Origin of the sequence: Winogradskyella aurantia (genome assembly GCF_002266855.1) — a bacterium.
GTDB lineage: Bacteria > Bacteroidota > Bacteroidia > Flavobacteriales > Flavobacteriaceae > Winogradskyella > Winogradskyella aurantia.
In genome coordinates this window covers 297,917-311,404 of sequence record NZ_NGJN01000001.1, presented here as the reverse complement: position 1 = coordinate 311,404, position 13,488 = coordinate 297,917, and the positions used below count along the sequence as shown (strand labels likewise).

Sequence of the window (13,488 nt, the reverse complement as noted above, 5' to 3'; positions counted from 1 at the left end):
AATTCAAACTATATTTGCACATTATAATACCATTCACGATGTTTTCACAAAAAGCGAACGAAATATTTCAAGACGTCATTAAAACGTATAAAGTTCTTAATACTGTAGACCAGCCTTTTAAGAACAAATATGATAAAGATGAAGATTTAATTGCACATTTATTATATAGAAAATGTTGGATTGATACTGTGCAATGGGCCTATGAAGATATTATTAGAGACCCTAATATTGACCCTGTCGATGCTCTTGAATTAAAACGAAAAATCGATGCGTCCAACCAAGACCGAACAGATACTGTGGAGTATATTGATAGCTATTTCTTAGACAAGTTTAAGGATGTTGAGGTTCAGCCTTATGCTACTGTAAATTCTGAGAGTCCTGCTTGGGCTATTGACCGCTTGTCTATACTTGCACTTAAAATATACCATATGCACCTTGAGACTGTTAGAGAAGATGCAACTGATGCCCACAGAGCAGCCTGTGATAAAAAACTTCAGGTACTTCTAGAACAGCGTGAAGATTTGAGTAAAGCTATTGATAGGCTTCTCGAGGATATTTCAAAAGGCGATAAATACATGAAGGTGTACAAGCAAATGAAAATGTACAACGACGATGAGCTAAATCCTGTATTGAGAGATAAGAAGTAAACAGATAATTTAGTTATGCTCTTGGTACATGCAGAAACCTAAACATATACTCGTCATAAGGTTTTCTGCCATGGGTGATGTCGCTATGTCTGTACCCGTGATACGAGCATTTTTAGAACAGCATTCAGATGTAAAAATTACGGTTGTTACTCGTGAGAGGTTCAAACCAATATTTCAAAATATAGAAGGCGTTTCTGTCTTTGGTGCTCAACTTAAGGAAAAACACAAAGGTGTTTTTGGTCTATTTAGACTCGCCAAAGAGTTAAGGGCATTAAATTTTGACGCTATTGCTGATTTACACAATGTTCTGCGTACTAAAATCTTAAAGCTTTTTTTAATAGATAAGAAAGTAGTTCAACTTGATAAGGCACGTGCCGAAAAAAGAGCTTTGATTTGTGGCCGTAGCTTTCATCAGCTAAAAACTACACCGCAACGTTATGCCGATGTTTTTAAAAACCTGGGCTTTAAAGTTGACCTTTCTAATCCAACCTTTCCTCCTCCTGCAGAGTTGGATTCAGAATTAAAAAGATTCATTTCAAATGCTAAACTAAAAACAATCGGTATTGCGCCTTTTGCTGCACATAAAAGTAAAATTTATCCTTTGGATAAAATGAAACAGGTAGTAGCCGAATTATCAAAACAACATAATATTGTTCTCTTTGGAGGTGGTACAGAAGAGATTGAAGTTTTAAATACGATGACAACGGGTTATGATACTGTCGTTTCGGTTGCGGGTAAACTAAACTTCGAGAAAGAGTTAAAGCTCATATCTAATCTAGATGTCATGCTCTCCATGGATTCTGGCAATGGCCATTTGGCAGCAATGCTTGGTAAAAGGGTTATAACCATCTGGGGTGTCACCCACCCTTACACAGGTTTTGCACCTTTCAATCAGTCAAGTGACAATGCTTTGTTAGCTGACAGAACACAATTTCCGTTAATTCCTACTTCAGTTTATGGCAATAACTATCCCGAAGGCTATGATATGGCAGCCGGTAGTATTTCACCCTCCACAGTAGTGGAGAAAGTAAAGTCAGTTCTTTAATTTATTTTGGAAAATTAAACATCGTCATAATCCACCACAATTGTATCTGATGTGGGATGGGCTTGGCAAGTTAGTACTAATCCTTCGGCAACCTCACTATCCGTTAAGATGTTATTTTGACGCATTTTGGCTTCACCTTCAGTGAGTCGAGCAATACAACTGCTACAAATACCACCTTGGCAAGAATATGGGGCGTCAATATCTTCTTTTAAGGCAGCTTCGAGAATAGACTGTTCTTTGGACATTTGGAATTCAAACTCTTCTTCATCTACAATCACCTTAACGGCAGTATTACCTGATGCTATAATCTGACTGTCAGAGGATTCAACCTCTGCTGGAGCCGTGAATAATTCAAATAAAATGTTGGATTCTTTAACCTTATTTTCTAGTAATACATCTTTTACCGTATGAATCATTGGTTCAGGACCACAGAGGTAGAATTTTTCAATAGTAATGTCCTTGTATTTATTTTTGAGAATCAAATTAACCGTACTTTTTTCTATTCTACCAAATAAAGCATCTTCCTCGTTGCTTTGGCTATAGATAAAATGAACATGGATACGATTTCCGTAGGTCTCTTTTAAGTGTAAAAGGTCTTTAGCGAACATAGTCTCTTTAGGCGATTTATTGCCATAGACCAATATGAAGTTACTAAAGGGTTCATCTTCCAAAAGCGTTTTTGCTATACTTAAGATGGGTGTTATACCACTACCTGCAGCAAAGGCGGCAATGGTTCTTGTTTTTTCGGAATGGGCTTCAAACACAAAACGACCATTAGGCTCGGCAACGTCAATAGAATCGCCGGGTTTTAAATCTTTATTGGCGTATACCGAAAACAATCCGCCGTCAACGGCTTTTATGGCAACTGTAAGACTACCGCTGTTTTTTGAGGAACAAACAGAATAATCACGTCGCACTTCTTCCCCATTAATAGATGTTTTAAGGGTAACATATTGTCCCGCTTTAAAACTAAACCTAGCCTTAATTTCTTCAGGTACAGTAAAGCTTAAGGCTACAGAGTTATCAGTAATGCGTTCAACTGATTTTATGGTAAGGGTTTGAAATTGTGACATTGCAATTGTTTTTGCAAAAATAAACAAAGTCCATGCAGCCTTACAATCTTTAATAGGGTTTAAAGGACTAAAGTTTTCTTAAAAAAGTCTTTAAACGGTGCTTTTCGTGGTGAATAAAATATACTTAAGAGTCATATGCATAAGAAAATTATGTATATATTTGTAATTGCTATATCGAACTATGGGCAATTCAAAATTATATAAGGGAAGTTTAAATACCATCATCTTAAAATTACTCAGCGAGCATGATAAAATGTATGGTTATGAGATTACACAGAAGGTAAAAGCGTTAACCAAGGGAGAGTTTAATATCACGGAAGGTGCTTTATATCCAGCCTTACATAAATTAGAAGCAGAAGGTTTGTTGGATGTAGAGGTTGCGAAAGTAGATAATAGATTGCGTAAGTACTATAAGCTTACTGAAACCGGAACTAAGGAGACGGTTAATAAATTGTCTGAACTTGCTGATTATATAAAAACAATGCAAAGCCTAGTAAACCCTAAATTGGCCTAGTTATGGGAGCGTTAAATAAGGAGCAGATTCAATTTATAAATAATTATCTTGACAATTCCAATGTGATTTATGCCGATATCAGAACGGAAATGGTTGATCACGTTGCTTCTGAAATTGAAGAAATAATTAACAATGGTGATGAGCGAAACTTTTACTATATCTTCAAGGATTACATGATAGAGAATAAATCCAAACTTCTTCAAAACAATAAAAAATTTTTAAAGACTGCAGATAAAAAAATCAGGAAAGCCTTATTTAAAAACCTGTTTTCACCTGCAGGCCTCGTTACGATCGCTGTGTTCTTTGCTGTATTATATCTTGCGTTTCAGTATTATAGTTTAGAGACTTTTAAAGACCTCTTATTTGCCGTGCCTTTGGTTATCTTTTTAATTTTTGGACTTGTGTATTGGATAGCTTTAAGGCGCTATAAATTAGAGCGGTTTTCTGCTGTAGAGCGCATATCCTTACCGTTAGTCTTTATTTTCCACTTTTTCGTCTTTTTAAATAACACCTTTTTTGGAGGTACTGCCGAAGAATCTAAAATGCTCTATATCATCTTGACAATTAGCATTATTCTAAGTGTGATGGTGGCTCTTTTTAGAGTGACTATTCAATTGGCAAAGGGTTACCAAAAACGATTTAAAAACTTAACTGTGTTATGAAGCTAAACAAAACACATATTGAACGTATTGATACCTATCTCAAAAAACAAGGTATTGGTTATTGGGATATCCGATTAGAAATGATAGACCATATCGCTTGCGAGATGGAAGAAAAAGAAGGGCACCATGATTTTGAAACGTTATTTAAATATACCCTAGACAAGTTAGGCTGGTCTGGTCATTTGAAATATTTAGAGAGACAACGTTTAAAGACTATAAACGCAAAGGTTAGAGCTGCGTATTTCAGAAATTTTGCTGAACTTTTTACCCAGGCTAAAAGTCTTATCTTGGTTTTGCTTTTTGTTTGGGTCTATTATTTGGTATTTCAGAATGCCAACCTCAACGTTTTTAAGTGGTTCAGTTTGCTTCTTTTTGGCCTTCCAATACTATATTATACCTTACATTACGCTGTAATGAGTGTTAAGATTAAAAAATCTGGATATTTATTGTACAGTTATTTCTACATCATTTTTTCCATGCTCATGTGCAATCTATTTTATCAGTTGCCAAAGCCGGATGGTATTATAGAAGTCTCTTTACAGACGCATAATGTCATTATTTTTTTCACGACAATTTTTAATGTACTATTTATAGTATCCGGTATTAAAATATATCGTCAAACATCGCAAGAATACAAGGCTATTTATACTAAGCTAATTTCATAATAGAATTTGAAAGTTACAAAAGACCAAATCCAGCAATTATATGCCTTCACGCAAAAGCATTATGTAGAATGGTACGATGTACAAACGGAGCTGGTAGACCATTTAGCGAATGGCATTGAAGATATGTGGCAAAAAAACCCAGAGCTTTCTTTTGAGAAAGCGCTTCAAATCGAATTCAAAAAATTTGGAGTTACCGGTTTTTCTGATGTCGTAGAGCAAAAAACAAATGCGCTCAATAAGCATTATAGAAAAATGGTCTGGAAGTATTTTATAGCGTTTTTTAAATTACCTAAGGTCGTTATGACTCTCTTTTTAATTTGGGTATTTCACTTCGTTTTAGTCGGTCTTGAAGATAAGTTTTGGTTTTTGCTCGTTGTTTGTTTAACCTTAATGTTTTTTCCTTTTAGATATATCTACAAGCAAGGAAAAATAATAAAACGCAGACAGAAACAAACCGGTAAAAAATGGCTTTTTGAATCTACCATGGTGCAATTGGGTGGTTTAATGTATGTTTTAAATATTGGAATCTATATATCTATAGTTTTTGAAATTGGAGAAAAACTCTCAAATACTAAACTAGTGTTCTTATCGGCTTTTTTAATATGTTTTGGCTTATGTCTATATGTATCCATATGCATTGTAGCTCCTAAACTAAAACAGGAGATGTTAAAACAATATCCAAATTACCAAATCATTTGATTACATTGTGTAACAAAATATTTAAACAGGCTACTAACCGAGCACAACAACTAATCAAAACGCTATGATAAAGCACTTTCTGAGATTGCAATGGAAACAATACTTCCGTTCCTCGTATTGGCAAAAAAATTTAGCGCTCAATATCCTTCTGGTGTTTTTTGCACTTTATTTTATTGTTGTTTTCTTGGCATTAGGATTTGGATTGTTACCTATTCTAAAAAAGGTTTATCCCGACCAAGACCCTTTTGAGGTGGTCAATGGATTTATATTTTTCTGGATTATTGCGGATTTAATGATTCGTTTCTTTTTGCAGAAACTTCCCGTTATGAGCGTAAAACCATTGTTGACTCTCCCTGTAAAACGGTCAACCGTCGTGCATTATGTTTTAGGGAAATCAGCATTTTCATTTTTTAATTTTCTGCCCTTATTTGCTATTGTTCCATTTGGTATAATGCTTGGTGTTGAAGGCTACGGTGCGGTTTTGGTTTTGACCTGGATGTTCACAATGATTCTTATTGTACTCATTATTAACTTCTTAAATTTTATCATTGAGGCTTTCTCAGCTGAGACCGAATTATCGTTTTTACCGTTAATAGCGGTCGTAGGAACCCTTTATGCCTTAGACTATTTTAACGTGGTATCCATGACCACTCTAGTTGGAGATGGCATTATTGGTATTGCAAATCACCCCATACTTATTCTAATTCCTTTGGCTATTCTGCTAGCTTGCTATGCGTTTAATTTTAAGATTTTAAAGGATAAATTATTCTTAGATAGTTCGCTTAAATCAAAGGTTACGGAAGTAAAAGCAGCGGACTTATCTTGGACTAAACGTTTTGGCGATATTGCGCCATTTATGCAGTTAGACTTAAAACTGATATGGAGAAATAAGCGTACCAAATCTATGGTGTTCATTATGGTTATTGGATTGTTGTATGGTTTATTCTTTTATCCACAGCCTATGTATAGAGATATGGTATGGTTATTCCCATTTATTGGGATTTTTGTAACAGGAATCTTTCTTATCAACTTTGGGCAATTCATACCAGCCTGGGATAGCGGCTACTATAAAATGCTCATGAGCCAAAATATAAAATACGAACAGTATCTGAGGTCTAAATTTATACTTATGGTATTAAGCGTTGTTATAATGTTCGTCTTAAGTATTCCTTATGTCTATTTTGGGTGGAAAATATTAGTGGCACACTTTGCTGCTGCCATATATAATATTGGAGTAAACTCACACGTGATTCTTTACGGGGGCTCCTTTAATAGAAAAAAAATAGATTTAAATCAGCGTGCCGCTTTCAATTACCAAGGTACAGGAGCTGTACAATGGATTATCGGTTTACCATTAATGATTCTACCAATGCTCATTTTTGCCCTGGTCAATTGGTTAGCAGGCTTTGAGTCTGGCGTAGCAACCTTAATTCTATTGGGAATTGCAGGTATTGTACTTCATAAAAAAGTGATGAAGATGATTACCCAAAGATATTTAGATGCAAAATATAAAATGATTGACGCCTTTAGTCAAGATAGTTAATAATACAAATAAGACGATGATATATACTAAAGACCTTTCCAAATCCTATAACGGTACAACCGTTTTGAATATTGAAGAATTAAGTATTCCCAAAGGCCAAAGTTTTGGTTTGGTGGGCAACAATGGCGCTGGTAAAACTACTTACTTCAGTTTATTGTTAGATTTAATAAAACCCACAACCGGCAATATAACCACCAACGACATTGTCGTGGACCAAAGTGAAGACTGGAAGCCGTTTACCTCATCATTCATAGATGAAAGTTTCTTGATTGGGTATCTCACGCCAGAGGAATACTTCTATTTTATAGGTGATTTACGAGGCCAGAATAAGGCAGACGTAGACGCTTTAACATCTCAGTTTGAAGACTTCTTCAATGGTGAAATCATTGGAAAAAAGAAATACTTACGGGACTTGAGTAAGGGTAATCAAAAAAAGGCAGGTATTGTTGCCGCCCTAATTGGTAATCCAGAAGTAATAGTACTAGATGAGCCATTTGCCAATTTAGACCCAACAACACAGATTAGACTTAAGCAAATACTCAAGGATTTAGCACAAAAACAAGGTATAACGATTTTGATTTCCAGCCATGATTTAATGCATGTTACAGATGTTTGCGAGCGTATTGTTGTTTTGGAAAAAGGTGACGTTATTATGGATTTGGAAACCAATCCTAAAACCCTAAAGGAACTGGAAGCGCATTTTGCGAGTAACGCATTTTCATCTGCCCAAGAGGAAGAGTAATTTAAACTGAAGCAACAAAAAGCCCGTTATTATTCGATTACGGGCTTTTTTCTTTTCAATATTGGTGCTATACCGAAAAACCTTCAAATTACCACAAAAATTCAAAAAGATGTTTATTTTTACCACCTAACACACTAAAATCATGGCATTTTAGTTATGTATTATTCAAACAAAACCTACGGTGAAAACCAATTATAACATAGTGCTCTCTTTTTTTTGCCTTGTAATATTGATGCAAAGCTGTTCGCGAAAAAAAGACACATTTGTCAGTCGTAACTTTCACGCCTTAGGTACACGATACAATATTCTATATAACGGGGAACTTGCCCTAGAACGTGGTAAACTTGCTATCAATGACGAGTTTACCGAAAACTTCTGGGAGCTCTTGCCAATTGAACGGATGAACATCTCCGAAGATGTTTTCTTGCCTGGAGAAACACGTAACGCGGATTTTGAACGCGCTGAGGAAAAAGCCATAAAGGCGATTCAGAAGCACGGCATGAATATAAACGGTAAGGAGAAAAACTATCAGATTGATGAGGCTTATTTACTTCTGGGGAAGTCTAGATATTACGATCAGCGTTTTGTGCCCGCATTGGCGGCCTTCAATAACATTCTTAACAAATACCCTACTAGCGATAAAATAAACCAAGTAAAAATTTGGCGCGAAAAAAGCAATATACGATTAGATAATAATCGAGTGGCTGTCAAAAAATTGAAGCGCCTGCTTGAGGAGGAGCAAGGCGTTATAGAAGGTCAGGATTTAGCGGATGCCTCAGCAGCACTGGCACAGGCTTATATGAATATTAAGGCTAAAGACAGTGCCTTAACACAATTAGCAATTGCCGCAGAGCATACAAAGGTAAAAAGAGAAAAGGCCCGTTATCATTTTATAAGAGGGCAATTATTTAATGAGTTTGGACTTAGAGATAGTGCCAATGTTGAGTTTGATGTGGTAATTGATATGCATAGACAAATTCCTAGAGGATTTTATATTAATGCCCATCTTGAAAAGTCAAAGAACTTTGACACTACGGAGGGAGATTTGCTCGCTTTTGAAGAATACCTCGCAGAGCTAGAGGAAAACAGGGAGAACAGGCCATTTTTAGATAAAATTTACTATCGCATTGCTGAATATCATCGCCAACAATTGTCTGATAGCTTGGCAGAGGCTTACTATAATAAGTCGCTGCGAAAAACAACATCAGATAAATATTTAAGAGCGCTCAACTATGAGACCTTGGGCAATATGTATTTTGATCGAAATATTTATAAGACAGCTGGAGCCTATTACGATAGTACAATGACTGCTATGCAGCCAAATACAAAGTCGTTTAGGGTAATAAAGAAAAAACGTGAAAACCTTGAGGATGTTATTTATTATGAAGGAATAGCGCGCGCCAATGACAGTATTCTACATATTGTAAGTCTTTCCAAAGAAGAGCAACTTACTATTTATGCCGCCTATGTTGAAGAATTAAAAGCAAAGGCCATTGAAGAAGAAGAGCTTAGGGAAAAAGAAGAGCAAAAACGCAAAAATGCTATGGCCAGTTCACCGACAAACCCGAGAATTGCATCCACCAATGTGACTAAGGGCAAAGGGGGTGCTTTACCTGACGCTGGATTTAACCAAAATAGCAGAGGTGGCAGTTTTTACTTTTACAACCCAAGTACCGTGGCCTATGGTAAAAATGAGTTTGTTAATCTCTGGGGCGATCGAAAACTACAGGACAATTGGAGACTTTCAAATGACAGAGCAGGTATAAAAACGACAAGCCCGGACGTTGTTGCTGAAAGTAAAGAAGAGGATACCCGTTTTAATCCTGATGTATATTTGGCATCATTACCAACGGAGCAAACCGAAATAGATAGTATTGCTAAGGAACGCAATTTTGCCTATTATCAATTAGGCATTATATACAAGGAGAAGTTTAAAGAATTAGAATTATCAAAAATACGCTTTGAGTCCTTACTAAAAAACAATCCTGAAGAACGCCTTGTTCTTCCGTCAAAATATAATCTATATAAGATTTACCTAGAATTTGGCCTTAACCGCAAAGCAGAGGCCATGAAAGTAGATATTGTGTCCAACTATCCTAATTCACGATATGCCGAAATCTTACTAAATCCCCAGTCAGAACTGGCAAAGGACGAAAGCAGCCCAGAATTTATCTACACCAAGCTTTATGAGCAATTTACAAACCAAGACTATATTGCTGTTATAACAGAATCGGAGAAACAAATAAAACGATTAGAGGGAAATGATATAGTTCCTAAATTTGAAATACTAAAGGCTTCTGCGAGAGGGAGGCTTTACGGTTTAGAGGCCTACAAGGAAGGTGTAAATTACATAGCACTGACTTATCCGAACACTGAAGAAGGCAAGAAGGCCCAGGATATATTGGATAGGGCTCTCCCAGACTTGGAAAAGAAAGATTTTATATCAGATGATAAGGCCAAAAATTTTAACGTAGTTTACCAATTCAGTAAAAATTCAGATGAAGATATTGATGAATTTGTAAAAATATTAGATGAGGAAGTGGCCAAGATTGAATATTTTGATTTATCAACCTCTAAGGATGTCTATGATGAAAACACAATCTTTGTTGTTGTTCATGGATTAAAGAGTATTCAAGGTGCAGAAGGTTTTGGTGTCTTCTTGGAGTCAGGCGAAAAAGATAAAAGAGGACGACCAGTGAAGCCAAGAATAACCAAAGAGTATTTCGCCATATCCTCGCCAAATTATGCCATCATCCAGCGACATAAAAACTTAAACGCATATTTAAAATTGCAGTAATAAACTATTTATACGTATGTTTTCCGATAACAAAAAACCAAAACAAGATATTATGGAATCAAGCTCACAACAAAACATAATAGCACAAGGCACCAAAATTGTTGGTGATATTGCAAGTCAGGGACCTTTTAGAATTGACGGCACGATTGAAGGGAATGTAAAAACCTCAGGAAAGGTCGTTGTAGGTAAAACAGGTTACATCAAAGGGACCCTTCAAGGCGAAAATGCTGATTTTGAGGGTAAATTTTCAGGTAAACTAATCTTATCTGGCACCTTGTCCTTAAAATCCACAGCACAAATTGAAGGTGAGGTACACACCAGTAAATTGGCTGTAGAACCTGGCGCAGCGTTTAATGCAACTTGTAGTATGAAAGGTACCGTTAAGGCATTGTCAAATGAGCCAATCAAAGCACAGCAACAACAAACCCCTCAAAGACCAGAAAAACAAGCTTAATACTTACGCTCATTTCTCTGGTATTGCAATTCAGATGTTTGCCATAATTGGCATAGGGTCTTACATTGGTGTTAGGTTAGACCATAACTACCCCAACGAGTATAACCTTTATACAATTATTCTGTCCTTGACCTCTGTAATTATCTCTATTGTTTTTGTAATAAGGCGTATTATTGCAGGTTCAAAGGAAAAGTAATTGATCCATGAAAGATTTTAAAGAAAGACAGTTAGCCTTTTTACTGCAACTCATAGGCATTACTGCTGTCTTATTTGCCATACACAGTTATTTGCTCTATCATTTTGCACAAGACCTTAAGTTGTACTTTCCAGTGTGGCAGATATATACCTTCCATTTGATAGTTACATTGGCTATGTATACAGCAATCAATTACAGGTATTCTTCAGGGAAAAAGGATATTTTTAATTTGTTTATGATATTAACTTTCTTAAAAATGGCACTTGCCATTATTTTTCTATTGCCATTAATCCTGTCAACTTTTGAAAATAAACAGCCTGATGTTTTCAACTTTTTCATTCCGTATTTTCTCTATCTCTTTTTTGAAGTTTTTGCTCTGACAAAGTTTCTTCAAAAACCCTGAAAACCTTAGAATTTCGCCTTAATAAGATTCAAAAAATTTAGGCAAAAAATAATGTTTGTCAATTCATTTAATGTGTGTACATTTGCAGCGAATTTAAAGCAAGGTATTTTAAAGCGCTAAAGAATGACATTAAGCACCTTTAAACGATTACTATTTACCATTTTATGTCTATCGGTTTATAGTTTCGGTTTTGCATCAGATGCAAAAGCGTCTGAGAAGGACGGGGAATTCAATGCAAAAGACATGATTATGCATCACGTAAAGGATGCTTACGGTATGCACATCCTTACCTTAAACGAAGGTAAAGCAGATGAAAAACATATCACCATACCCTTACCCGTTATTTTATATACAGACAATGGCTTTACCACGTTTATGTCTTCAGAATTTCACCACGATTACCATGGTGAGGTTGTAGTAGAGAAAAACGGCAACCGCTTTGTTAATGTCCACGAAAAAATATATCAGCTAAACGATGGTGAGACCCAAGTTCAGTTAGATGAGGAGGGACATCCCACAAACGCTTCTGTTCCTCTAGACATTTCTGTAACAAGAAATGTATTTATGATGTGGGTTTCAGTTATCGTCTTGTTATTGCTTTTTTTCTCGGCCGCAAGACGATATAAAAAATCAGAAAATAATGTGCCTTCGGGAGTGGCTAGTTTTGTAGAACCGCTTATTGTCTTTGTGAGAGATGAGATTGCAAAGCCCATGATAGGTGAGCACAAGTACAAAAAATATATGCCTTATTTATTAACTGTATTTTTCTTTATTTGGTTGAATAATATATTTGGACTTATCCCAATCCTTAACGGGGCCAACTTAAGCGGTAATATAGCATTTACGATGGTTTTGGCCATTTTCACATTCATTATTACAACTGTAAGCGGAAACAAAAACTATTGGAAGCATATTTTCTGGATGCCAGGAGTGCCTGTACCCATGAAGATTTTTTTAATGCCAATAGAAATAATTGGAATATTTACTAAACCAATTTCGCTAATGATACGTTTGTTTGCCAATATTACGGCAGGTCATATCATAATATTAGCATTAATGTCTTTGATATTTATTTTTAAATCTGTTGCCGTAGCGCCAGTTTCAGTAGCCTTTGCGTTATTCATAGGAATAATTGAGATTGTAGTTACCGCAATACAAGCATATATATTTACAGTGTTGTCTGCCCTATATTTTGGAATGGCAACTGAAGAAGCACATCATTAATTAATTTAAATTTTATATTATGACTATTACTGGAATTGCGGCTATTGGAGCTGGTTTAGCAGCTATCGGAGCTGGAGTAGGTATTGGTAAAATAGGTGGGTCTGCCATGGAAGCTATGGCGCGTCAACCTGAAATGCACGGTAAGATTCAATCTTCTGCATTGATTTTAGCAGCCTTCGTTGAAGCGGTAGCGCTATTTGGCGTTGTAGCCTCGTTAATCGTTTAATAAGGATTAATTTTAAGTTGCAGAAGTAGCGGTTGGCTACTTCTGTAATTTATCATTCAGACCATTAGTTTGAAAGTTTAGATTAAAAGAAAGTAGAAAACATGGATTTAATTAAACCTGGATTTGGATTGGTATTTTGGACGGTAGTCACCTTCATTATACTATTGATCTTGTTACGAAAGTTTGCTTGGAAACCTATCTTAGGAGCGGTTAGCGAAAGAGAGGAAGGTATCAAGGAAGCCTTAGCGTCTGCTGAAAATGCTCGAAAGGAAATGGAAAACCTTAAAGCAGATAACGAACGTATCTTACAAGAGGCACGCACAGAGCGTGAGTCTATGTTAAAAGAAGCTCGCGAAATCAAAGAAAAAACAATTGCTAGGGCAGAGACAGAAGCTCAGGAAAGAGCGAATAAAATTATTGAAAAGGCACAGGCTGCAATAGAAAGTGAAAAGAAAGCAGCTATGGCAGAATTGAAGAATCATGTGGCTGACTTGTCCATAGAAATCGCAGAAAAAGTCGTTCGTGCTGAATTATCCAATAAAGACAGGCAATTAGGTCTTGTTGAGGATATGTTAGATGAAACAAAATTAAATTAATT

At 36.0% G+C, this 13,488-nt stretch carries 16 protein-coding genes; 15 read left to right on the top strand and 1 reads right to left on the bottom strand.

Features of this window, described 5'->3' with window-relative positions:
- Positions 1–38: 38 nt before the first annotated feature.
- Positions 39–647: a DUF4254 domain-containing protein gene (locus CA834_RS01440; RefSeq protein ID WP_094966879.1), complete on the top strand. Its 609-nt coding sequence runs from the start codon at positions 39–41 to the stop codon at positions 645–647.
- A 28-nt stretch (positions 648–675) separates the two neighbouring features.
- Complete coding sequence (locus CA834_RS01435; protein ID WP_240507399.1) at positions 676–1,692, top strand: glycosyltransferase family 9 protein; 1,017 nt, start codon at positions 676–678, stop codon at positions 1,690–1,692.
- Between the two features lie 14 nt (positions 1,693–1,706).
- Here the strand turns inward: CA834_RS01435 and CA834_RS01430 are convergent, their stop codons facing one another.
- Positions 1,707–2,765 carry a ferredoxin--NADP reductase gene (locus tag CA834_RS01430; RefSeq protein WP_094966878.1) on the bottom strand — a complete coding sequence of 353 codons (1,059 nt, stop codon included), beginning with the start codon at positions 2,763–2,765 and terminating at the stop codon, positions 1,707–1,709.
- A 181-nt stretch (positions 2,766–2,946) separates the two neighbouring features.
- On the opposite strand from CA834_RS01430, the gene CA834_RS01425 reads away from it, so the two are divergent.
- The 13 genes from CA834_RS01425 (at position 2,947) to CA834_RS01365 (ending at position 13,486) form a co-directional block, all read left to right on the top strand.
- Positions 2,947–3,279, top strand: coding sequence for a PadR family transcriptional regulator (locus CA834_RS01425; protein WP_094966877.1), 333 nt, complete (start codon positions 2,947–2,949; stop codon positions 3,277–3,279).
- A gap of 2 nt (positions 3,280–3,281) precedes the next feature.
- Complete coding sequence (locus CA834_RS01420; RefSeq protein WP_094966876.1) at positions 3,282–3,941, top strand: hypothetical protein; 660 nt, start codon at positions 3,282–3,284, stop codon at positions 3,939–3,941.
- Complete coding sequence (locus tag CA834_RS01415; RefSeq protein WP_094966875.1) at positions 3,938–4,606, top strand: hypothetical protein; 669 nt, start codon at positions 3,938–3,940, stop codon at positions 4,604–4,606. The genes CA834_RS01420 and CA834_RS01415 overlap by 4 nt, the downstream gene beginning before the upstream one ends.
- Positions 4,607–4,612: 6 nt before the next feature.
- Positions 4,613–5,305: a hypothetical protein gene (locus CA834_RS01410; RefSeq protein ID WP_094966874.1), complete on the top strand. Its 693-nt coding sequence runs from the start codon at positions 4,613–4,615 to the stop codon at positions 5,303–5,305.
- Between the two features lie 64 nt (positions 5,306–5,369).
- Entirely contained in the window at positions 5,370–6,848 is a 1,479-nt protein-coding gene (locus CA834_RS01405) for a DUF5687 family protein (RefSeq protein WP_094966873.1), read from the top strand.
- Between the two features lie 16 nt (positions 6,849–6,864).
- Entirely contained in the window at positions 6,865–7,590 is a 726-nt protein-coding gene (locus CA834_RS01400; RefSeq protein WP_094966872.1) for an ABC transporter ATP-binding protein, read from the top strand.
- A gap of 232 nt (positions 7,591–7,822) precedes the next feature.
- Entirely contained in the window at positions 7,823–10,387 is a 2,565-nt protein-coding gene (gene porW / locus CA834_RS01395) for a type IX secretion system periplasmic lipoprotein PorW/SprE (RefSeq protein WP_094966871.1), read from the top strand.
- 16 nt (positions 10,388–10,403) lie between these two features.
- On the top strand, positions 10,404–10,841 hold the full coding sequence (locus tag CA834_RS01390) for a bactofilin family protein (protein ID WP_094966870.1): 438 nt from the start codon (positions 10,404–10,406) through the stop codon (positions 10,839–10,841).
- Entirely contained in the window at positions 10,783–11,037 is a 255-nt protein-coding gene (locus tag CA834_RS14730) for an AtpZ/AtpI family protein (RefSeq protein WP_094966869.1), read from the top strand. Before CA834_RS01390 ends, CA834_RS14730 begins: the two co-directional genes overlap by 59 nt.
- A 7-nt stretch (positions 11,038–11,044) precedes the next feature.
- Positions 11,045–11,440, top strand: a complete 396-nt coding sequence (locus CA834_RS01380) for a hypothetical protein (protein WP_094966868.1) — start codon at positions 11,045–11,047, stop codon at positions 11,438–11,440.
- Between the two features lie 123 nt (positions 11,441–11,563).
- A complete protein-coding gene (atpB, locus tag CA834_RS01375; protein WP_094966867.1) occupies positions 11,564–12,664 on the top strand; it encodes a F0F1 ATP synthase subunit A in 1,101 nt (366 codons plus the stop codon).
- A 19-nt stretch (positions 12,665–12,683) separates the two neighbouring features.
- Positions 12,684–12,890, top strand: a complete 207-nt coding sequence (gene atpE / locus CA834_RS01370) for an ATP synthase F0 subunit C (RefSeq protein WP_094966866.1) — start codon at positions 12,684–12,686, stop codon at positions 12,888–12,890.
- 101 nt (positions 12,891–12,991) lie between these two features.
- Positions 12,992–13,486, top strand: a complete 495-nt coding sequence (locus CA834_RS01365) for a F0F1 ATP synthase subunit B (RefSeq protein WP_094966865.1) — start codon at positions 12,992–12,994, stop codon at positions 13,484–13,486.
- Positions 13,487–13,488 lie beyond the last annotated feature (2 nt).